This is a genomic window from Bacillus badius NBRC 15713 (assembly GCF_001591605.1).
Lineage (GTDB): Bacteria > Bacillota > Bacilli > Bacillales > Domibacillaceae > Pseudobacillus > Pseudobacillus badius.
Genome location: NZ_BCVF01000024.1, coordinates 41,561 through 63,581 on the forward strand (window position 1 = coordinate 41,561; position 22,021 = coordinate 63,581).

Consider the following 22,021-nt stretch of genomic DNA (forward strand, 5'->3'; position numbering starts at 1 on the left):
CTTTATTCTTTTACCATTTTTACGAACCTATACGCAGAAAACAGCGCTCTCTCCTTCATTTTAATAAAAATAAGGGGCAGTTTCCATTTTAAAGTCCCCATAGTAAAATGAAGAAAGGCACGTTACTTTATGATGAGAGGTTTTGAACATGAGCATTTTAACAGTTGAGCATTTAAGCCACGGTTTCGGAGACCGGGCCATTTTTGATAATGTATCTTTCCGTCTTCTGAAGGGTGAACATATCGGGCTGATCGGCGCGAACGGAGAAGGCAAGTCCACCTTCATGAATATCATCACCGGACAGCTTCAGCCGGACGAAGGCAAAATATCCTGGGCGAAGCATGTTCGCGTCGGCTATTTAGATCAGCATGCCATTCTTGAACGCGGGATGACGATTCGTGATGTTTTAAAAACAGCTTTTCAATATTTGTTTGATTTAGAAACAGAAATGAATGACTTGTTCGCGAAAATGGGCGAAGCCTCTCCAGAAGAATTGGAGAAGCTTCTCGATGAAACCGGAACCATTCAAGATTTGTTGACGAACAATGACTTTTATGTAATCGATGCTAAAGTAGAAGAAATTGCGCGCGGACTTGGACTCGATGAGATCGGCCTTGATCGTGACGTTCACGACTTAAGCGGCGGGCAGCGGACGAAAATATTGCTGGCTAAGCTGCTTTTAGAAAAGCCGGATATCTTGCTTCTTGATGAGCCGACAAACTATTTGGATGAACAGCATATTGAATGGCTGAAGCGCTACCTGCAGGAATACGAAAATGCCTTTATTCTTATTTCTCATGACATTCCCTTTTTAAATAGTGTCATTAATTTAATCTATCACATGGAAAATCAAGGATTAAATCGTTATGCAGGCTCCTACGATGAGTTCATGAAAGTATATGAAATGAAAAAACAGCAGCTTGAAGCCGCCTATAAAAAGCAGCAGCAGGAAATTGCTGATCTGAAAGACTTCGTGGCCCGCAACAAAGCACGGGTATCGACAAGAAATATGGCGATGTCGAGACAGAAAAAACTCGACAAAATGGAGGTTATCGAGCTGGCCCAAGAACGCCCTAAACCTGAGTTCCATTTTAAAGAAGGCCGGACATCCGGGAAGTTAATCTTCGAAACCAGCAACCTCGTTATCGGTTACAATGAACCGCTGTCCAAGCCGCTGAACTTGCGCATGGAACGAGGTCAAAAGGTCGCTTTAACTGGAGCAAACGGCATCGGGAAAACCACTCTGCTCCGCAGCATCCTTGGTGAAATCCAACCGCTATCGGGCACAGTGGAACGAGGAGAGTCCCTGCAAATCGGCTATTTCGAGCAAGAAATCAAATCTGACAACAACCGGACTTGCATCGAGGAATTATGGAGTGAGTTTCCAGCCTTCACTCAGTATGAAGTTCGCGCCTCTTTAGCAAAGTGCGGATTAACAACAAAACATATAGAAAGCAAAGTCAGTGTCTTAAGCGGCGGTGAAAAAGCAAAAGTACGGCTTTGTAAATTGATCAATAAAGAAACCAATCTGCTTGTTCTTGATGAACCGACTAACCATTTGGATGTAGATGCTAAAGCGGAATTGCTGCGCGCCTTGAAGGCGTACAAAGGAAGCATTTTACTCATCTCCCATGAGCCAGAGTTCTACCAGCAAGTGGCAACAGAAGTATGGAACTGTGAATCATGGACGACAAAGGTGTTTTAAAACGGTCAATTGAACATAGAAAAGTGGTCTGTATACCTTTAAATCTTGTGCGTCTCCGCCAGAGCAGAGGCAGAGGCGCTGTTGCTTTTTACAGCTGAAAAAGCTGTGTCTAAACGCTTATTTTCCTGTCCATCCTAAGATTCGACAGTATTCGCTGTCATCTTTCAGTACAATAAGTAGAAAAATGCGGCAAATCAGAAAAACAACTTATTTATATAGGAGCGTACCAAAATGGCCAAACGAATTGCTTTATCTTGGAGCGGAGGCAAAGACAGCTGCATGGCTCTCGAACGGTTAGTTGCTGCCGGCTACGAAGTGGCCCTCCTTGTCACCACTGTCCCTCAAGAATTAAACCGGACATTCGCTCATGGAGAAAAAACAGAAATGATTGAACAGCAAAGTGACTCTTTGTCGATACCTGTCCACTTTATTCGTTGTTCATTGAATGCTTACACTGAGACATTCATCGAAGATTTAGTCCAGCTTAAAAGCCGTTACGGCTTGGATGGCATAGCCTTCGGAGACATTTATTTAGAAGGGCATCGGCAATGGGGGGAAGAGGTTGCCGCTGCGGCTGGCTTAGAAGCTCTCTATCCTCTTTGGTGCCGCCCTGAGGATAGTGTGAAATTGTTAACTGCTTTTATTGAATTAGGATACAAAGCGGCTGTTATCCGCATACGCAAGGATGTACTGGATGACTCTTGGCTTGGAAAAGAATTAGATCAGAATTTTTTAGAAGCCATTCAACAACAAACGGTTTGTCCGCTTGGCGAAAACGGCGAATTTCATACGTTTGTTTGGGACGGGCCCCTTTTTCAGTACCCTGTGCGATTCACATACGGACAAATCCTTTCACAGGATAGCAGCCAGCGGCTAGAAATTCATCCGCTCATTTAATGAATCAATTGAAAAAGGGGGTTCGTTAATGCCAAAACGTATACAGCAGACCGAAAAAAAAGCGCACCTTTATATGTTGTCTTCCTTTGCTGTATTTCTTTCATTGATAAGCTTTTCCGGCCTGTTTTCTTCAGCATATGGACCCTTGAAAAACAATTTTACCCTGATTCATTTTGTATTAGAGTTCGTCAGTATTGCCGTTTCAGCCATTATTGCAAGCAACGGCTGGGTGGCATTCACCCATACTTTAGCTATGAACCGGCTGCTGTTCTCCAGTGCATTTGTAGCTGTTGCCTTTTTCGATCTCATGCATATTCTCACATTTTCTGGAGCAGTCACCTTTATAGAAACAGATGCAAGTTCCTTGACAATATGGTTCTGGGTATTGGGACGGCTGGCTCAGTCAGCTTCCCTCGCCTTCATTGTGTTTTCCACTGACAGAGGAACAGCGCCGCGATCTACGCGCTGGCTGACTTACGGCTGTTCCCTGCTGCTTGCGGTTTTAATTTCAATTATGGTGATTCTCTATTCCGGCAGCTGGCCAGCCCTTGTTCAATATGGGCATCCGACAAAAGTAAAAAATGCTGCAGAATATCTTTTCATCGCCATTCACTTGCTCATGCTAGTAAAGTCCGCCATTGTGTATAGAAAACAAAAAAAGATAGAGCTTCTTTTAATTATTCTGTCTTCCTATTCTTTAATTTTTTCTTCCTGGCTAATGACGCTTTATCAGTCTCCATATGACTATCTTAGCTTTGGCGGGCATTTATTCAAAGTGCTTGGATACTTTTTTCTGGTAAATATTATTTTTAAAGTCAATATCGAGCATCCCTTTAAACAAGTGGAAGAATTCAGCAGAAGAAACCAGCTGCTGCTCGATAGTGTAGGCGAGGGCATTTACGGGCTCGACAGCGATGGCCGGACCATATTTATCAATAAGTCAGCCTTGCGGATGTTAGGCTATACAGAAAAAGAGGTAATGGGCCGAAAACTCCACTACCTCATTCATTATAAAAAAGAAAATGGCTTTCCTTATTCGCCCAAAGAGTGCCCCATACGCCAAACCAGTCTGGATGGCATCAACCGCAAACAAGAATCTTTTTTTTGGCGCAAGGACGGAACCGGGTTCCCAGTTGAATTAGACGCCCGTGCATTGCTGCAGGATGATGAAATCATCGGCACTGTTACCACATTCATCGACTTAACTGAAGCGCGAAAACTCCAGAAGCTTGAGCTGGAGAAGCAAGCAGTGGATGTAGAATTGGAGCTTGCCGCCTCTGTCCAGCAGTCTCTGCTGCCGAAGTTCAATCATATTCCTCCTGGCGTAGATCTTGGCGGGATCAGCGTGCCCTATCGAAAATTGAGCGGTGACTTTTATAAAGCCGTCTTTCAAGGAAGCCAGCTCGTCTTTGGCGTAGCAGACATATGCGGAAAAGGAGTGCCTGCCGCCATCGAAATGGCCATGATGACTTACTCAATGGAGCAGTTTAACCATTTGCGCGAGGAACCGCATCATGTTCTGGAAAGCTTAAATCGCTTCGCTTTTAAATATATGAGTGATTCTTCATTTGTCACGATGTTTTTTGGCAATTACGATATCCGTACATCCACCTTTTCATATAGCAACGCCGGTCACGAACCCGCTCTATTGTTCAGAGAACGCACCGGAGAATTTCTTGAGTTAACGACTAATAACCCTATTCTCGGCGTCATGGAATGTGCCTTGTACGAAACAAAGCACATTCATATAGAATCAGGGGATCTGCTGCTGCTTTATACGGATGGCTTGACAGAAAACCGCTCCTCCGCTGCCCCGGATGATAATCAAGCGCTTCGCCGCCTGCTATTGAATTCAGATCGGACACTTCCAGCCCGGGAGCTTTCAAAAAGGCTGTTCCAAGCAATGAATCATAGCGGCCGGCCAGTGACTGACGATCAGACGTTATTGATTTTTAAAAAACTTTAGATAGCAGTACTCACTGAAGCTGACAGGCACTTATCAGCTTCAGTTTTTCTTTTTCCCGGTTTCTTTCGCATCGACCGGCTGCCCTTTAAAAAATTCTTTCTTTTCAAGTTTAATACCTAATGCTCTCGCGATTCTCTTTAAGTCCCGCTCCTCTCTTGGAGTAACAAGCGTAATCACGGTGCCCGCTTGGCCGGAACGGCCCGTCCGCCCTGCTCTATGTGTATACTGCGTTGCATCTTTTGGCAAATCGAACTGGAGCACATGGCCTAATCCTTTAATGTCGAGTCCTCTGGCCGCAATATCCGTTGCAAACAGCAAAGGAAAGGCCCCTGTCCGAAACTTCTTAAGGGCGTTTGCCCGTTCCTGCTTACTGAGCTCGCTATGAAGGATGCCGTTAGCAAACCCTTTGTAATTCAGCTTTTCTGAAAAGACATTCACCTCTCCAATATCCTTTACGAAAGCCAGCATCCGCTCGGGTGTAAATCCGCGCATAATCCGCTCAACCATCACGTTTTTCTCACGGCCGTCACACACAAAGTAGAAATGCTCCACCTGTGATTCAGGCAGGTCCTCCTTGCTCACTTTGATCACCGCCGGTTCTTTCATCCACTCTCTGGCAAGCGCTGCTGTTTGATCAGGCATTGTTGCAGAAAATACCGCCAGCTGGCGATCCCTCATCGTTGATTTAATAATCGCCTCCAGCCCTTTTAGATGCTCAGAAACGAGAAGCTGGTCTCCCTCATCAAGAATGATCAGCTTTACCTCATGCATTTTCAGCTTTTTCATTTGAATAAGCTCCTGAATTTTCCCAGGGGTGCCGGCCACTACCTGCGGCTGTTTTTTAAGCTTTTCGAGCTGTCGCTTCAGATTAGCTCCTCCAATAAAAGCCGCACTTGTTATGCCGCCTCCCCATTGGCGCACTTCCTCGGAAATTTGCATAACCAGCTCTCTGGACGAAGCTAATATCACCGCCTGCACCGCTTTCTTGGCAGGGTCGACTTTTTCAAGCAACGGCAGCAAATAGGCAAGGGTTTTCCCTGTTCCAGTTGGGGATTCGGCGATTAAGTCCTTTCCTTCTAGAAGGATCGGCACTGCTTTTTCCTGAATCGGTGTTGGAGATTGAAAACCGGCTTTCTCCCATGCTTCCTGTAAAGATGGCTTCATTGTATGTAAAACGGAAAATTTTGTTGTCATATAAACTCCTCTTTGTTTTCTGCCGTTCCTGACGGCATCATTGTTCTTTCATTATGGAAAACTTTCACCGTTTTCGCAATCCCTTCCCAAGGTTTTGAACGATAAAAAAAGTGGAATGAAATGTTAGAGCATTTTTTTGATTATCAGCTAAAGGAGACAAACAATGAACTGCAAACGAACATCTGTATTCACCTCTCTTCGCCATCCCGGGAAAATCATGGCCGGCTTGCTGCTTACAGCAGCTGCACTGTTTCCGCAAAATGCAGCCGCCTCTTCCGATAATGGCACAATGATCATTCTCTCCTTTGATGGCATGCGACATGACTTTGCCGAAAAATATATAGAAGACGGCACTATGCGCCATTTAAAAAAGCTTAAAAAGAAAGGCGCTTATGCGGAGGATATCACAACCGTCTCCCCTTCTTTGACAGCCGCTTCCCATGCCTCGATTGCCACAGGAGCCAAGCCTGAAAAAACAGGTTTTGTCAGCAATGAATTTCATTATCGCGGCCGGAAGCTGACGGATACCAAGGATGCCTTCAGTGCCACAATCAAGGTTCCTCCCTTATGGAAAGAAATGAAGCGTCAAGGGAAAACAACAGCCGCTGTCGGATTCCCCGGCTCTAATCCTGAACAGGAAAACGAAGCCGACTATTCTATTTATTACGGTGATGTTCTAGCTGAAAGCGCGTATGTGCCCTTGCATTTTCAGCCTGCCACCCAGCGGCAGCCGATGCCTGAAAGTTTTTCTAGACCGCAGGAAGCACAGCTCAAGTTGAAGTTAAAAGGAAAGAAAGATACTGTTTTACATATTGTAGCCGTGGACTCTTCAAATAATCACAAAAAAGATTATGATCGCTTTTACATATCTGACAATCCGGCATTCAGCAATACCCCAGCTGCCGCCGGCTTGAATCAGTGGGGGAAAATGCCCTTGCAAATAAACGGAGCTGATACGGCTGGATTTATCTTTAAAGTGAAAAACAGCGGAAAAACGCTGAAGTCCGCCAAATTGTACCGAACAGCCGTTACCACCGGATTGATTAAAGGGCCGGACGGCTTTAAAGAAGAAATCATTCAGCGTTTCGGCTTCTTTCCTGATCAGGATGATTTGCCCGCCTTTCAAAAAGGCTGGATTTCACGCAAGGAGTACGAAGAGATGAATAAGAATTTTTCTGACTGGATGCTGAAAACTTCTTTATTCATTCAACAGGCGCATAAACCAGATTTGCTTATGTTTTATGAACCTCATATTGATTTGGAAGAACACGCCTTTTTGCTAACAGACCCCCGGCAGCCCGGTTATAACCAGAAAACGTCAAAAACATATGCCTCTTACATTCGATCGGCGTATAAGCAGGCCGATGAGGTGATTGGACAAACAATGGCTGCCATGTCTGCAAATGATCGCTTATTTATCGTGTCGGATCATGGAATGGAGCCGATTCATTCCCGGCTGTCGCCAAATTATGAATTAAAAAAAGCCGGGCTTTTGCAATTAAACGAAAAAGGAGCAGTCGATCTTTCTCGGTCACGGGCATATGCGGTGGCCAGCGGATCGATTGCTCATATCTATATTAATTTAAAAGGCAGGGAAAAGAACGGGATTGTGAATCCAAAAGAATATGAAAACGTCCAGGACGAGATTATCCGCGCATTCCAAGAAATAAAAGACGAACGAAAGCTTGCTTCACGGCGAGAGCTGCTAAAGCACCACTGGAAAGAGTGGTATGCCGGCAGCCACGGGTGGACGGAAACAAAAGAAACAGCTGGAAGCTTCCTGGCAGTACTACGAGCCAAAGAAGAAAATCCTTACGAAGAAATAAAAGCATTGGACCGCAAACAAACAGCAAGCACTCACCATCCCAATGCAGGGGACGTTGTTGTTGCCGCCGCTCCTGGTTACTTGATGGGCAAAGACGCTGAACAGTCCATCGAACCGTCAGAAGAGCTCGGCAGCCACGGAGGCGATCCTGCCAGAAAAGAACTGGCTCCCGTGTTTTATGCTTACGGAAAAGATATTCGTTCCGGCAAAATACACACTTCACTCTCTACTGTTGATATCGCGCCGACTGTTTACAAACTGACAGGACTTGAAATTCCTGCCTTTACGGATGGAAAACCGATCAAGAAATTAATAAAAGGACAAGCCGATTAACCGGCTTGTCCTTTTAAACTGCAGACAAACTGGATGAAAATGAAAGTTTGCATGCATCCCCTTTTATTTCCAGTGCAAATCGGAATCGTTGATTTCCATGCCCATCGCTTCGTTTTTCCCAAGACGAGCCTTCCCCTTCGCTTCAGAAAACAGCTTCAATCACGAGTTAGGCTCTCTTAAGTTCTCCGCACTCCATAACAACCCAAAGGGGGCTCGGAATCAAGCTATTCCGAGCCCCCTTTGTCTTTTCCTTGTGCTTTTACAAACCTCTATTCCGGTCAAGGCTGCGATCTATTACCCCAGCGTCGCGGTCAACTAACACAAGCATTTTGCCTTCTTTTACATATTCGTTATAACGGTCTGCATCTTCCTCAGGAATACCGAGACCGATCAATGCGCCTGTTAATCCGCCAGCACCGGCTCCAGCGGCCGCTCCAGTTAACCCTGCCACGATTGGTCCGGCAGCCACGATCGGCCCAATCCCAGGAATGGCAAGTGCTCCAGCACCAGCAGCTACTCCGGCTAATCCGCCTAGTATGCCTCCTGTCGCCGCTCCTGTCGCTGCTCCCTCTTCGGCTTTTGTATCTGTAGTTTCTTCCACATATTCGATATCATCGCGCTCTTTGCTGATAACGGAAATTTCATCTGAACGGTACCCTTGACGCTTAAGCTCTTCAATCGCTTCTACCGCTTCAGTATGATCATCATATACTCCGACAATTTTCTTTTCATCGCTACGGTTCATCATTGTATCCGCTCCTTTGTTTTTCATTGTTCATCTCCTGTTTTCCCCGTTCACTAAAACCTAAACAAAATTATTTGCAAAATTATTTGCATGTTTAGTTCTTCTTCACAGGCGGGTAATTATTCAATAAATCACAAGTGGAGGTGATTGGATGGCTGAGGAAAAAAAAGAACGGCTGCAGAAGGGGAGAATGGACAACCCTGAGCAAATGAAAACAGACAAAGAAAGCTTATACGATAAATTTAAAAGCGAACAAACCGTAGATTCGCTTCCATTAGAAGACTTGCGAATGGAACAAGAAGAAGAAAAAGATAAGCATGCCACAAAAGATAATTCATCAAGCGAAGAAAAATTCCCTGGGTAAATCCGCTGGCCTATCGGCGGATTTACCTTTTTTCCTGTTATAATAGCTACTAAAACGTGCAGACAGGAAAGGGGGCCTTCCATGAACAGCCCAAGGATCTATCTTTCGTTAACAGTGATTATGCTCATTTGGGGGATCAACGTATCCGTTATTAAATTGCTGGTTGGCCATTTCATGCCAGTGACCATTACGGCTTTAAGAATTTTCACAGCAGCAATCACCGTTTTCTTGACGCTCGGACTGCTAGGGAAAGTACGGATGCCCCGCGGCAAGGAATGGCTCTATATCATTGGCGGAGCGCTTTTGAGTGTAGTCGGCCACCATTATTATTTATCCGAAGGGCTGTCCAAAACAACAGCGGCAAATGGAGGATTAATCCTTGGCCTTGGTCCGCTGCTCACGGCTATCTTTTCCATGGTTTTATTAAAACAGCGGCCGACGAAAGCCCGGCTGCTCGGCTTTTTATTAGGCGCTTTTGGGGTAAGCTTTACCGTTCTTGCAGGAAGCGGGGGCATCCATCACGGCTCTATTGGAGATATCGAAGTTTTTCTATCGATTTTGTCTCAAGCATTAAGTTTTATTATTATCAAAAAAGCAGCAGAATCGCTGGACCCCAAGCTGTTAACAGGCTATATGCTGCTGATTGGCTCCCTTCTTCTCTTTCTTATCAGCCTGCAGAAGGAGCCGGGAGGGCTGGCAAGCTTAACGGGCGGAACACCCGCTATTTGGGCGGCTTTCCTGTTTTCCGCTGTCCTGGCAACAGCGCTTGGCCACATGCTTTACAATCGGTCCATTGGACAAATCGGAGCAGCGGAAACAGCTATCTTTTTAAATTTAAATACTTTCTTCTCCTTAATCGGCGCCGCATTGTTTCTCGGAGAAGCGCTTTTGCCGGCTCATTTCATTGGTTTGCTTTTCATTGTTCCAGGCGTACTGCTTGGTTCAGGCTCAATGGAAGAATTGATTCTCCGCCGGCGGCGAAAGCTTCAGCAAAGGTAGAAGGAACAAGCATGCTTGTTCCTTCTACCTCGATACAAAAGCATTGCCGGTTACCCAGAACCTCCATGGGTATTCCTTTGCTTCTCCTGAATTATCTATGCCAATGCGCGGGCCGGCCGAAATATCTTTAGGCGTGAACCCTCTTACAATATAAAGGGGCGGCTCGTCAAAGCAGCGGCCGTAATCCTCCATCGTGATGCCAAGCGCTTTTGTCAGTTTCCCCGGTCCGCTCGTCAAGTTTTTCAGAGAAGTCCCTCCCCTTCTCTCGATCATCAAATCAACGCCTTCGTATGGTTCGACGGCTCGAATGAGCACCGCTTCTGGAATGCCGATTTCGGCGGATACGACATTGACAAGACAGTGGGTATGCATGACATATGTATAGACGCGCCCTGCCTCATGAAACATAATTTCCGTCCGCTTTGTTCTGCGGTTATTAAAGCTATGAGCGGCCCGGTCCATCGGTCCTCTGTAAGCTTCTGTTTCAACAATAAACCCTGCGGCTGTTCCTTCCTCGGTTTCCTTTACTAATAAACAGCCTAACAGCGCCTCGGCCAGCTGCAATGTCGGCTGTTGAAAAAAAGACTTGTCTACTGGCATAAATGGTGATTTTTGTTCCATATGAACTCCTCTCTTTCCCTTTACTTATCTATGTTCAGTTTCCCCCTGCATATGAGAAAAAAACAACACTCAAGAAGGTTGTTTTTTGGAGGCTGCCCAAAAACTCTATTAAAGGACAGCATCGCCGTTGATAACGGCTTAAATAAATACTTCAGCAAAACCATTTAAAATCAGCGGAAAATAAATATTTTAAACTTTTTTACCGATTTTTTTCGGTTAGATCGTTTACAATAAAGGGTAGAGTCTATCATACATACTCAGCATAAAAAGGAGGAACATAGATGGCAATTATCGGATGGGCCAGCCTGGCGATCGTTGTCGGGGCACTCATTTACCTGGGCGTTTCCGGATTTAGCACGTATAAATCAATGAAGCCGAAAATCGATCATTTACAGGCAGTATCTGAACGGCTAAAAGCAACACAGCAGGTCATTCAATCAGAAACCGACAAACTCAAGTCAACACAAGAAAACATCAAACAAGATATCGACCAGAAAAAGGAGGCCATGCTGTTTACAGTAGAGGCTGCCAAGAAAACGCCGCAATCCATGAAACAGCTTGGAACAGCCATGTATCAGCTTGTAGATGAAAATGTGAAGCTGAAACTGCCTGTTCCTAAAAGAAAAAGACAAACAGAACATGCATAACGCCCTGCAAGCCGCTCTCTTATCAGGGCGGCTTTTTTTTGAAAACACGAAAGAGAAATAACCAGCCTGCTCTTCAGTTTTAGAAAAAGAGGGTGACTCAAAAGCCGCTTTTTACGGCCTGTTGGGTCACCCTCTTCTCTTACCAATCATCTATTCGTAACTCACAACGCTTCTGATGAAAGCTTTTTTCACCAAATGAACCGCCGCGGTTATATTCTACATCGTCGTTTATGGCAAACCTAAACGACCTAAGCCCTGCCTTCTCTTAAGTCCTTGCGGCTCCGAAGCCGCTCCAGTGTGAATAAGTATTACTTGTTAAACATAGCAGAACGCCAATTTTATTTATATAAACGTCATAAGTTACTTAACCAGTGAATTTATAATATTATCACACATATCAAAACTAGTCAACCTCTTCTTTGAATAAAAAACTAAGGTTATTTTACTGCTTTAACAGAAAAACAGCTTGTCTTAAATTGGACAAGTTCAAACTTGAGACCAGCTCAATGAAAAGGGTATCATCATGCCGCCGTACAGCTGCTGAATAAAAAACAGCCGTCCTTTTTAGTTTGCTTGCGGATGGAGGCTGTTTGATGTCCATGCCAGGCGCTTCGCTTTCCACAGGAGTCTTCGCGCCTTCCATTTTAATCAGCAGAATTCACAAAGGGAAGACAGCCGTTCAATGATGCTTGTTTGAAGAGTACACATCACCTAAACATATTTGTGCGATGTGTCCTGATCTAGCGCCATGCATAAAAAGCAGAAATCCTCAAAAAAGGGTTGGAATACCTCTCACTCCCCCTTTTGGTGGTCTTACACATTTTCAGGATCTTTTCTCCATGTATCCAGTACTCTCTCCCGCATGTAAATGTGAAAAAACCATTCACCGATTGCCAAAAAGACTGAAACTGCCAGGGCATTCACAAAAGTCCCCGCGCTGTTGTCCATTGCATTGCCCATGATCCACAGCAGCAAAGCGGCCAGAACGATATCACTAAAAACAGCAATTGAATTTCCAGCAGCCGGTAAAACCATCAAATCTCCAAGAACATACGAGACGATCGTTAATATGGCCCCCATCAAGAGTATTTCCGTTACTGATGTGTCCATTATGACTCCCAGAGCAACATACAGGATCGCTGTGATCGCTGCAAATTTTATGAGTAGTGCGGTCAGATGCCTGCTCACTCTCTCTCCTCCTTTCCCAGTTAAACGCTGATTATACTTACACGTTTCCCAAACCAGCAACAATTATTCCTTTTTTTGTATTATTTTAAGCACTGTTATAATTTTGTGTGTACGTCTGAATCGCAGTGAAGAGCAGCGGCTCCTGAGGAAAGCGTTCTCCTGCAGCAAAAGCAGGAGAACAATCCCCCTATCCTTTAACCAATCTTGATTTTAAGATGCCTATACTATTAGCCGGTCAGCTGCAATAAAAAACTGATGCAGGAGAAGCCGCACAGCTGCTTTCCGCATCAGTTCTTTTCCTTATTTCTCTTTAGCACCGGCATTTTCCGGAAGGCCTATCGTCAAGAAAGCCTTAATCATGCCGTACGTAATCTTTTCTGGCACCCGCTCTTTAATTGGCTTTAACTGCTCTCTGCCTTCCTCTTCTATTGCTTCCTCCAAGAGCGGCCAATCGCTTTCAGGCACAATTAAAGACAGCTCTATGTCTTTGCCTTCCTCAGCACACTGCAATAAATGATTTTCAATGGTACTAACGGCAAGCTCCCGCTTTTCAGCGATCTCAAAAGTAGTTAACTGCTGCTGATGCAGCTCGTATGTTTCTAAATGCGATTGCCCTAGCACCTTTTTCTTTGGAACCGCCGGAGCCAACACTGTCATGCTGTCTCTTTCCCTTTCCGGGTGCTCCTCACAAAAGGCCGCAATCGTTTCAATGAAAGCTGTTCCATACTTCTCAAACTTATTTCTTCCGACACCGCTCACAGCAAGAAACTCTTCCTCTGTCTGCGGCAGCCTTAAGCACATATCCTTCAGCGTCCGGTCTGAAAAAATCACAAACGGCGGAACACCAGCTTCATCCGCAAGGGTTTTTCTTAAGCTGCGCAGCTCTTCAAACAGCGGATCATCGGCAGCAATCTGTTTTGTTTGCACCGCTTCTTTTCTGGCGACCTGCTGTTCCCCGAGCAATACTTCTTTGCCTTTACTCGTCACAAAAATGGTCGGATATGTGCCATGCCCAACGCCAATCAGCTCCTGTGAAATTAAAAAATCAATAAAGTTCGTCACATCCTTCGCACTTTTTTCCTTCATAATTCCATAGGTTGAAAGCGTATGAAAGTCAAACTCAGCAATCTTTTTATTTTTGGACCCTGTTAATACCTGGGCAGTAATCGACTTTCCATAGCGCTGACCCATTCGGATAACGCATGACAACACCATTTGCGCTTCCTTTGTTACATCCACTACAGCGCGGGAGTCAGTGCAATTGCTGCAGCGGCCGCATGGTTCCAATGCCTCGTCACCGAAGTATTTAATGATATAGCTTTGCAAACAGCTTTCTGTGTGGCAGTAGTCAATCATCAGCTGCAGCTTTTCAAGCTCCCTGGGAATCCGTTCTCTTTCAAGAGACTGATCAATTAAAAAGCGCTGTGTCTGAACATCCTGCGGCGAATAAAGAAGAATACATTCGCTCGCTAAGCCGTCCCTGCCCGCTCTTCCTGCTTCCTGATAATAGCTTTCCATATTTTTAGGAAGCTGATAGTGAACGACATAGCGGATATTGGACTTATCAATTCCCATCCCGAAAGCGTTCGTCGCGATCATCACTGCCGATTGGTCCGTTAAAAAGCGCTCCTGCTCGCTGGCCCGTTCTTCATCGCTCATGCCTGCATGATACCGGGAAACGGCCATATTGCTCCTCTTCAGCTTATCATATAGCTGGTCCACCGCTTTTCTTGTCGCCGCATAAATAATCCCTGCTTCCTTTCCGTTTTTCGCCAGATACTCTTTAATAAAAGCGAAGCGGTCTTGTCCTTGAACAACAGAGAAAGACAAATTTTCCCGTTCAAATCCGGTAATGACTGTATTCGATTCATCAATCTTTAGAAGCCGGCAAATATCTTCACGCACTTTCGGAGTAGCCGTAGCAGTTAAAGCGAGTACAACAGGGTGCTGCGGCAGATTTTCTGTAAACCGCTGGATTTGCCGGTAGCTTGGCCGAAAATCATGGCCCCACTGCGAGATACAGTGCGCTTCATCTACTGCTACAAGCGGGATTGGCATTTCTTTCAGCTCTTCTATAAAAGCAGATGACTCCAGCCGCTCAGGAGCAATATAAAGCAGCTTATATTCGCCCTGGCGCGCTGCTTCCATCGTCTCTCGCACTTCCACAGCACTAAGTGAGCTATTAATATAAGCAGCCGGCACGCCCGCTTCCAGCAGCGTATCGACTTGATCCTTCATAAGAGAAATCAATGGCGAAATAACGACGGTCATCCCCGGGAGAACAAGAGCCGGAATTTGATAACAAATGGATTTTCCGCCGCCCGTCGGCATGACACAAATGGTATTCTCCCCTTCAAGCACCTGGCTAATTGCCTGCTCCTGCCCGCTGCGAAAAGCAGAATAGCCAAAGTATGATTGTAATAATTGCCGCGCTTGTTGGAGCATCCTTACACTTCCTTCATTCTTTTTCCCAATTATAACATGTTACTGCGGTCCCTCCCGTCTTTTCATTATGGATTTATGTGGTTGATTTCACTATAATGAGAAATAACTATAGGAAAAATAGAAAGGCTGGTAGCAATTTGGAACACAATTCATCGAACTTTATCAGAACGATTATAAAAGAAGACTTAGAATCAGGAAAACGCGACCATGTCGTTACCCGTTTTCCGCCTGAACCAAATGGTTACCTTCATATTGGGCATGCCAAATCCATCGTTATTAATTTCGGACTGGCAGATGACTTTAAGGGAAAAACGCATTTGCGCTTTGACGATACAAACCCGCTGAAGGAAGATCAGGAATACGTGGATGCGATCAAGGAAGATGTTCAGTGGCTCGGTTATGAATGGGAAGAGCTTCGCTTTGCTTCTGACTATTTTGAAGAAATGTACGATCGGGCTGTCCTGCTTATTAAAAAAGGAAAAGCCTATGTCGACGATTTAACAGCTGATCAAATCCGGGAATATCGCGGCACCTTGACAGAGCCTGGAAAAGAAAGCCCGTATCGCAACCGCGCAGCTGAAGAAAATCTTGACCTCTTTGAACGCATGCGCAAAGGAGAATTTGCAAATGGAGAGAAAGTGCTGCGGGCCAAAATTGATATGGCTTCTCCAAATATTAATTTACGGGACCCCGTCTTATATCGAGTTTCCCACGCGTCCCACCACAACACCGGTGATAAGTGGTGCATCTATCCGATGTATGCATTTGCCCACCCGCTTGAGGATGCCATTGAAGGGGTGACCCACTCGCTTTGTACGACGGAATTTGAAGACCAGCGCCCGCTTTACAACTGGGTTGTGGAACAATGTGAAATGAAGCATCAGCCGCAGCAGATTGAATTTGGACGTTTGAACCTTTCCAATACTGTAATGAGCAAACGGAAATTAAAGCAGCTTGTTGATGAAGGCATCGTCGATGGCTGGGATGATCCTCGCCTGCCGACTATTTCAGGCTTGCGCCGCAAAGGCTACACGCCTGCCGCTATCCGCGAATTCGTGAAAGAAACCGGTGTATCTAAAGGCTCAGCTGTAGTGGATGAAGCTATGCTTGAACACTTTGCCAGAGAAGATTTAAAATTGACGGCTCCGCGTACAATGGGCATCTTGAAACCATTGAAAATTGTCATCACGAATTATCCGGAAGGTCAAGTCGAGTGGCTTGATGCGGAAATCAATCCGGAAAATCCGGAAATGGGCATGCGAAAAATCCCATTCTCCAGAGAAATTTATGTGGAGCAGGAAGATTTTATGGAAAATCCTCCAAAAAAATATTTCCGCCTGTTCCCGGGCAATGAGGTTCGTCTCAAACATGCCTATTTCATTAAATGTGAAGAAGTCATCAAAGATGACAACGGAGAAGTGATGGAGCTTCGCTGTACGTACGACCCTGAAACTAAAAGCGGTACAGGCTTCACAGGCCGCAAAGTCAAAGGAACGATTCACTGGGTCGATGCAAAGCATGCTTTGCCGGCTGAATTCAGATTATACGAACCGCTCATCTCCGATACGGAAGAAGAAGCGGATGAAACAGCAGGAAAGACATTCCTTGACTATGTGAACCAAAACTCATTGGAAATCGTGCAAGGATTCATTGAGCCAAACATGGAAAACATTGAGCCTCATGATAAGTTTCAATTTTTCCGTCACGGCTATTTCAATGTTGATCCTAAGCATACGACGAAGGAAAAACCTGTATTCAACCGGATTGTTTCTTTAAAAAGTTCATTTAAATTAAAATAGTGCACGAAAAACGCCGCCCGGCAAGAAATTTGCCGGGCGGCGTTTTCATCCTATCTGCAGTCAAGCTGTTAGCCCCATTCAGGATACAGCTGCTGAAGCCGGAGTACTGCTTGCTCCTTCATCTTCGCTTCGCACATAATATCTGCTTCTCTGCCGCCGAGTTTCCGTAAAAAATCGGAAAAATCCTCTTCCAGAATATAATCATGGTGGGCCGGATCAGCCGGAGCATTTCTGCCGGAGCTAATGTGCATTTTCGGCGTTTTGCCGGCAGGCCATGACTTAAACACACCGGCTAGAATAGCTTCTATATCAGCCTCTGCCTCATGGTTGCAGCGGTGGTGATGGATATCAAAGCAAATCGGAGCCCCAGTCTGTTCATGGAGCTCAAGCACCTCCATTGCTGTATATGTTTTGTCGTCATTTTCAATCCGCAGCACCGCTTTAATCTCTTCGGGAAGCTTCCGGTAGTTTTCAGCAAACCGTGCCATCGCCGCCGATTTGTTGCCATAGGCTCCGCCTACGTGAAGAATCATATCTTCTCCGCCGATTAAGCGCAGCATTTTTTCGTGATACATGAGTTCAGCAATAGAATTGCGAACGACCTGCTCTTTAGGAGAATTTAAGACCGTATACTGCCCAGGATGCACAGACAGCCTTAAATGATGCTCGTCCTTCATCGCTTTAATTTCATTGGTTAAATCAAGAATATCCTCATCCTTATCCCATTCCCACGTCATAATCGGATGACTGGCAAAAGGGATCAATTCACTGCTCAGCCGAAAAAAGAAAATACGATGTTCAATATTCCAGCGCAACACTTTTATTACTTCGGTTAAGTTGTGAATAGCAAGGGTTTTTACTTTTTCCATCCCCTCGATTTCCACTGTCTTCAGCCGGCAGGTTTTGAATTTTGAAGGCAGCGCTGTATTAATGCATGCATATCCGAGTTTCATCTATCCGCCTCTTTTTACCTTAAATTTAAAGAATTCTTTTCCACTCTCTTAAAAGAATCACTTTACTCTATGATTATTGATTTTAACTCTTACCGCGCATTTGAGTCAAAAATCAGCTTATCCCCTTCAGGCGAATTCCTCATGCGTGCGATCATTCTTTAACCGAGCGCCTGCCATTCAGCTTCTTCCTCCGCTTGCTTAGCCATTTTTCTTTTGTAAACAATCTTGGAAAGACTGACACTCAACTCGTAAAGCAAGATGAGAGGGACGATCACTAAGACGTCTGATACAAAATCAGGAGGTGTAATAAAGACTGATAGGACAATCAGCGCAAAATAGGAATATTTCCTGAAAGCACGCAGCTTATACGGGTTGACTACGCCTAAACTGGTTAAGAACATCATCACAACCGGCATCTCAAATAACAGGCCAAACGGAAGGGTCATGTTCAGTAAAAACTTAAAATACTTCTCAGTAGTAAAAAACGTTTGGAACATGTCTCCCGAGAGTGACATAAGGAAAGATAGAATAATAGGAAATAATACAAAGTAACCGAAGGCAAGGCCTGTTAAGAACAATAGAAACAGCGCAGGAATATAAGCAAGCGCTACCTTTCTTTCCGACTGGGACAAGGCGGGCTTCACAAACAGCCATAACTGATGGGCGGCTACCGGGATGGTTCCTGCTCCGGCAATAACTGCTGCGATGGTTAAATAGACAACGATAATGTCTCCTGGCCCGAGCAAAGCCAGCTTAAACGGCAATCCCTTCACTAAATAATGATAGATATCCTGTACAAAGGTAAATGACAGTGTTAAAAACAGCATAAAAACAGCCAGAGTAATAATCAGCCTTTTTCTCAACTCTTCAAAATGCTCTACCGCTTTCATATTGCGATCTTCCATCTTTCCTCTTCCTTTCCTTCCATAATGAAAAAGCTGTTTCAAAAGCTCGCTGCCACGAGCCTTTTGAAGACAGCTTTTGTGCCGATTGAATGATTAAACCAATTTTTTCTTCGCTTTCTCGCCGGCTTCTTCCTGATCATCAGATACGAGTTCACGGGTTGACTTTTTAAATTCCTTTAATGTCGTCCCGAAAGCCCGGCCAATCTCCGGCAGCTTGGAAGGTCCGAAAATAATTAAAGCAATGACAAGGATTAAGATTAATCCCGGCACTCCGATATTTTGCAGCATAAGAAAAGCCTCCTAGTAGTGAAATCCTGTAATCGCGACGACGGATGGGCGCGGCTGATTATCGCCTTTGCGGTGCGGCCACATACTTGTCGGGTTGTTCATATCTTCAGTTTCCTCTCCCGGATGCTGCACAGCCAGGAACAGCGTTGTCTCATCATCCGTGAAGCAAGGGCCTGTCAATTCTGCTTCTACAGGCGCCGAAGCGAATTGAAAAGCTTCCCCTTCGTTTCTGCCCGTTGTCGGAATGACAAATACGCCATTATTTTTGAAAGAAGAGAACACGCCTTTATTGACAGAGCTTGACGAAATATCTGTTACTGTCCACAAATTCCCGTCACTATCAAACGTTAAATTGTCAGGTGCACTAAAGCCGCTCTGGCGTCCCCCGCAGGCAAAGATTTCAAAATCGAATGTCAATGAACCTAAATCATCGTTTCCTTCTAAAAAGCGAGTGATGTGCCCGTGAATATTTCCATGCTTCGAATTATTTGTATGGGCGATAAATACAGATTTGTCAAACGGGCTGATTTCCACATCTTCCGGACGGTCCGTCGGGGTTGCCCCAAGTAAAATAGCTGCTTCATGAGCATGAACAAGCACATCTGCCTGTGTTTGAAACTTAGCAAGGATCTCTTGGTTGCCGGCTGCTTTTTTCTGAACCGCTTCAAGGGTAAGAGCCACCCATTCTCCTTTAGACAGATTCGCCGCATACAGCGTTCCTTCTTCTAACAGCACAGAATTCGCTTGTTTGCGTGATTTTATGTATTTATGTTTGCTGATGAATTTATAAACACAAGCATCCGTCTTGTCGTCTCCCATATACACAGCCACACGACCGTCATTTGTCAGCCCCATTGCTGCGTTTTCATGATGGAAGCGGCCAAGCGATGTATGCTTCCGCGGAGAAAATCCCTTATTGAACGGATCTACTTCCACGATCCAGCCATAATGCGTTTCATTCAGCAAAGCATCCTTTGAAGTCGATTCATAGTTTTCCTCCGCTGATAAAACTGTGTTCCAAAGTGTCTTGCCGCCTGAACAATTCGCGAATGTCCCTTGTACAGTGTGCGCACCAGCGACCGCCTTAGCCCCTGCTGCCGGTCCTGTCAGCTTAAATGGCGTCAACCCTGTAATACGGCGGGCAAATTCCGACTCTGTATCCATCTTCCATACGCCGTCTTCTTTATATACTTCAATAATCGAGCCGCCTTGATTGTATAACAGCTTTTCAATTTGATCCTTTGTATATTTCCCATCCTTTTTCGGCCCTGTTACCCATAAGTCGCTCGTATACTCATGGTTGACCCAGAGCAAACCGCGTTCATTAGATCCCTTCATCGGGAAAAACATAGTAAAGTCATTATTGTAGCCAAAGGTTTCCCCTTTTTTATTAATTACATCTCCATACGATGCGATCACATCATATTTAAATCCGCGCGGCAACACGAGGTCATCCTTGTCAGTCGGTTTAATCGGCTTAAAGTTTACCCCTGATACTTTCTTGTTTCTGCCGAATAAATGGGATGCCGCCTTCGCTCCTTTGGCTTCCACCACTTTCGGTGTAAAAGCCCCGAGCCCGGCAGAAGCCACCGTTAAGGCTGTTACTCCTGTTCCAACATATGTTAAAAACTTTCTGCGATTTAATTCTTCCCCCATTACTGCCTCACCTCATTGTTTTTGTCTGGCATGTTTGCCCGTTCCCTATGTTAAGAAAAAAATGTTAAGCTGATTTTCCTTCTTTGTTATAGTTAAGTAAATAATTGTAAAGGTCATAAATAATCTGCTCCTTCTTTTGTCACTTAGAGACAAAAGAAGGAGCAGATTATTGTTTTCTGCGAACATTGTCGACTTCTGTCACAAAACTGTAAAATTAAAAAGAAATCAAAACATTTTAAGGTATCCGCAACATCGAAAGCGATTACAGGACTTTCTCCATCGTTTTTTATCTTCCGCCTATGCAAAACACTGGGCAAGGATGAATAACTTAAAAGAAATCGCGGATAATGCGAATATAAACAAAAGCAAAGGAGTATAGCTATGTCTATGTTAAAAGATCTTTTTATAGGCTTGTCTCAAAACCAATTTCTCAACAGTGCAGCAAAGAAATACGGCCTTAAACTAGGTGCTCAAAGCGTAGTAGCCGGCACAAATATTGAAGAAACAATCAGAAGCATTAAAGAACTGAATGCACATGGAATTTCTTGTACTGTCGATAATTTAGGGGAATTTGTTTACAAAAAAGAGGAAGCTACTGAAGCGAAAGAGCAAATCCTTGAAGTGATTGAAGCGATTCATAAGAATCAAGCAGACGCTCATATCTCTTTAAAACCAACTCAGCTTGGCCTTGATATCGATTACAACTTCTGTTTAGAAAACTTAACAGAGATCGTAGACCGGGCAAGCAAATACGACATGTTCATCAACATTGACATGGAAGACTACTCTCATTTGCAGCCTTCTTTCGATATCCTCGATGAGCTATCCAAAAAGTATGATAACGTAGGTACAGTTATCCAAGCTTACTTCTATCGTGCGGAAGAGGATATTCAAAAGTATAAAAACTATCGCCTGCGTATTGTAAAAGGCGCATATAAAGAGCCGGAAGAATATGCTTATCAAGATAAAAAAGACATCGATACAAACTTCATCAAATTGATTGAATGGCATTTATTAAATGGAAAATTCACATCTATCGCTACACATGATCACCGCATCATTAATCATGTGAAAGATTTCGTTAAAGCAAACAACATTCCGAATGACAAGTTTGAATTCCAAATGCTGTATGGTTTCAGAAAAGATATGCAGCTGCAATTAGCGAAGGAAGGCTACAACTTCTGCACATACGTGCCATTCGGCAAAGACTGGTACGGCTACTTCATGCGCCGCCTTGCTGAAAGACCGCAAAACTTAAACCTTGTGGCTAAACAAGTGTTTACAAAGAAAACAAACACAATGATCGGTCTTGCAGCCGGAGCCTTCTTGTTAGGAAGAGTTTCTAAAAAGAAGTAATTGATCAAGCTTCATCCTGTATTTAATCGTTAAGCGCCATCCATTTTCATAACGTAGATGTGATGCCGCTTAACGATTTACAATATAAAAAATCAGCTTTTTACTATTAAATAACGTGAGGAGAATTGGCAGATA

General features: G+C 44.5%; 18 protein-coding genes. 9 read left to right on the forward strand and 9 right to left on the reverse strand.

The features are described from left to right. Positions 1-148 precede the first annotated feature (148 nt). The 3 genes from BBA02S_RS12690 (at position 149) to BBA02S_RS12700 (ending at position 4,568) form a co-directional block, all read left to right on the forward strand. Positions 149-1,705 carry an ABC-F family ATP-binding cassette domain-containing protein gene (locus BBA02S_RS12690; RefSeq protein ID WP_041114357.1) on the forward strand — a complete coding sequence of 519 codons (1,557 nt, stop codon included), beginning with the start codon at positions 149-151 and terminating at the stop codon, positions 1,703-1,705. A 231-nt stretch (positions 1,706-1,936) separates the two neighbouring features. Continuing rightward, complete coding sequence (locus BBA02S_RS12695; RefSeq protein WP_041101481.1) at positions 1,937-2,602, forward strand: Dph6-related ATP pyrophosphatase; 666 nt, start codon at positions 1,937-1,939, stop codon at positions 2,600-2,602. A gap of 28 nt (positions 2,603-2,630) precedes the next feature. Beyond that, positions 2,631-4,568 carry a SpoIIE family protein phosphatase gene (locus tag BBA02S_RS12700; protein WP_041114356.1) on the forward strand — a complete coding sequence of 646 codons (1,938 nt, stop codon included), beginning with the start codon at positions 2,631-2,633 and terminating at the stop codon, positions 4,566-4,568. A 39-nt stretch (positions 4,569-4,607) separates the two neighbouring features. Here BBA02S_RS12700 and BBA02S_RS12705 read toward each other — a convergent pair whose 3' ends face one another. Then, positions 4,608-5,762 carry a DEAD/DEAH box helicase gene (locus tag BBA02S_RS12705; RefSeq protein WP_041114355.1) on the reverse strand — a complete coding sequence of 385 codons (1,155 nt, stop codon included), beginning with the start codon at positions 5,760-5,762 and terminating at the stop codon, positions 4,608-4,610. A 163-nt stretch (positions 5,763-5,925) separates the two neighbouring features. On the opposite strand from BBA02S_RS12705, the gene BBA02S_RS12710 reads away from it, so the two are divergent. Beyond that, a complete protein-coding gene (locus BBA02S_RS12710; protein WP_041114354.1) occupies positions 5,926-7,920 on the forward strand; it encodes an alkaline phosphatase family protein in 1,995 nt (664 codons plus the stop codon). Between the two features lie 259 nt (positions 7,921-8,179). Here BBA02S_RS12710 and BBA02S_RS12715 read toward each other — a convergent pair whose 3' ends face one another. Further along, positions 8,180-8,692, reverse strand: a complete 513-nt coding sequence (locus BBA02S_RS12715; protein WP_231557219.1) for a general stress protein — start codon at positions 8,690-8,692, stop codon at positions 8,180-8,182. Between the two features lie 124 nt (positions 8,693-8,816). Here BBA02S_RS12715 and BBA02S_RS12720 point away from each other — a divergent pair, with 124 nt between their 5' ends. Together BBA02S_RS12720 and BBA02S_RS12725 are read left to right on the forward strand one after the other, a co-directional pair. Continuing rightward, the gene (locus tag BBA02S_RS12720) at positions 8,817-9,029 is read left to right on the forward strand and encodes a hypothetical protein (RefSeq protein WP_041101473.1); all 213 of its coding nucleotides are present in this window, start codon (positions 8,817-8,819) and stop codon (positions 9,027-9,029) included. A gap of 81 nt (positions 9,030-9,110) precedes the next feature. Further along, positions 9,111-10,028 carry a DMT family transporter gene (locus tag BBA02S_RS12725; protein ID WP_041101471.1) on the forward strand — a complete coding sequence of 306 codons (918 nt, stop codon included), beginning with the start codon at positions 9,111-9,113 and terminating at the stop codon, positions 10,026-10,028. A gap of 24 nt (positions 10,029-10,052) precedes the next feature. Here the strand turns inward: BBA02S_RS12725 and BBA02S_RS12730 are convergent, their stop codons facing one another. After that, positions 10,053-10,628, reverse strand: a complete 576-nt coding sequence (locus BBA02S_RS12730) for a DNA-3-methyladenine glycosylase (RefSeq protein ID WP_370670957.1) — start codon at positions 10,626-10,628, stop codon at positions 10,053-10,055. Between the two features lie 302 nt (positions 10,629-10,930). On the opposite strand from BBA02S_RS12730, the gene BBA02S_RS12735 reads away from it, so the two are divergent. Beyond that, positions 10,931-11,296: a septum formation initiator family protein gene (locus BBA02S_RS12735; RefSeq protein WP_041101467.1), complete on the forward strand. Its 366-nt coding sequence runs from the start codon at positions 10,931-10,933 to the stop codon at positions 11,294-11,296. An 813-nt stretch (positions 11,297-12,109) separates the two neighbouring features. On the opposite strand, the gene BBA02S_RS12745 is transcribed toward BBA02S_RS12735, so the two are convergent. Together BBA02S_RS12745 and recQ are read right to left on the reverse strand one after the other, a co-directional pair. Then, a complete protein-coding gene (locus BBA02S_RS12745; protein WP_052475337.1) occupies positions 12,110-12,484 on the reverse strand; it encodes a DUF2512 family protein in 375 nt (124 codons plus the stop codon). Positions 12,485-12,784: 300 nt separating this feature from the next. Next, positions 12,785-14,929: a DNA helicase RecQ gene (recQ, locus tag BBA02S_RS12750; RefSeq protein WP_041114352.1), complete on the reverse strand. Its 2,145-nt coding sequence runs from the start codon at positions 14,927-14,929 to the stop codon at positions 12,785-12,787. 137 nt (positions 14,930-15,066) lie between these two features. Here recQ and BBA02S_RS12755 point away from each other — a divergent pair, with 137 nt between their 5' ends. Further along, a complete protein-coding gene (locus BBA02S_RS12755) occupies positions 15,067-16,728 on the forward strand; it encodes a glutamine--tRNA ligase/YqeY domain fusion protein (protein WP_041101463.1) in 1,662 nt (553 codons plus the stop codon). A 68-nt stretch (positions 16,729-16,796) separates the two neighbouring features. Here the strand turns inward: BBA02S_RS12755 and uvsE are convergent, their stop codons facing one another. From uvsE to BBA02S_RS12775, 4 genes are all read right to left on the reverse strand, one after another. After that, the gene (gene uvsE / locus BBA02S_RS12760) at positions 16,797-17,681 is read right to left on the reverse strand and encodes a UV DNA damage repair endonuclease UvsE (RefSeq protein WP_041101461.1); all 885 of its coding nucleotides are present in this window, start codon (positions 17,679-17,681) and stop codon (positions 16,797-16,799) included. A 158-nt stretch (positions 17,682-17,839) separates the two neighbouring features. After that, entirely contained in the window at positions 17,840-18,586 is a 747-nt protein-coding gene (tatC, locus tag BBA02S_RS12765) for a twin-arginine translocase subunit TatC (RefSeq protein ID WP_041101459.1), read from the reverse strand. 93 nt (positions 18,587-18,679) lie between these two features. Then, the gene (tatA, locus tag BBA02S_RS12770; protein WP_041101457.1) at positions 18,680-18,874 is read right to left on the reverse strand and encodes a twin-arginine translocase TatA/TatE family subunit; all 195 of its coding nucleotides are present in this window, start codon (positions 18,872-18,874) and stop codon (positions 18,680-18,682) included. Between the two features lie 12 nt (positions 18,875-18,886). Beyond that, positions 18,887-20,530: a PhoX family protein gene (locus BBA02S_RS12775; protein WP_041114351.1), complete on the reverse strand. Its 1,644-nt coding sequence runs from the start codon at positions 20,528-20,530 to the stop codon at positions 18,887-18,889. A gap of 387 nt (positions 20,531-20,917) precedes the next feature. On the opposite strand from BBA02S_RS12775, the gene BBA02S_RS12785 reads away from it, so the two are divergent. Continuing rightward, positions 20,918-21,886 (forward strand): proline dehydrogenase family protein, encoded by a 969-nt coding sequence (locus tag BBA02S_RS12785; RefSeq protein WP_041101660.1) that lies wholly within the window; start codon positions 20,918-20,920, stop codon positions 21,884-21,886. The last annotated feature ends 135 nt before the right edge of the window (positions 21,887-22,021 follow it).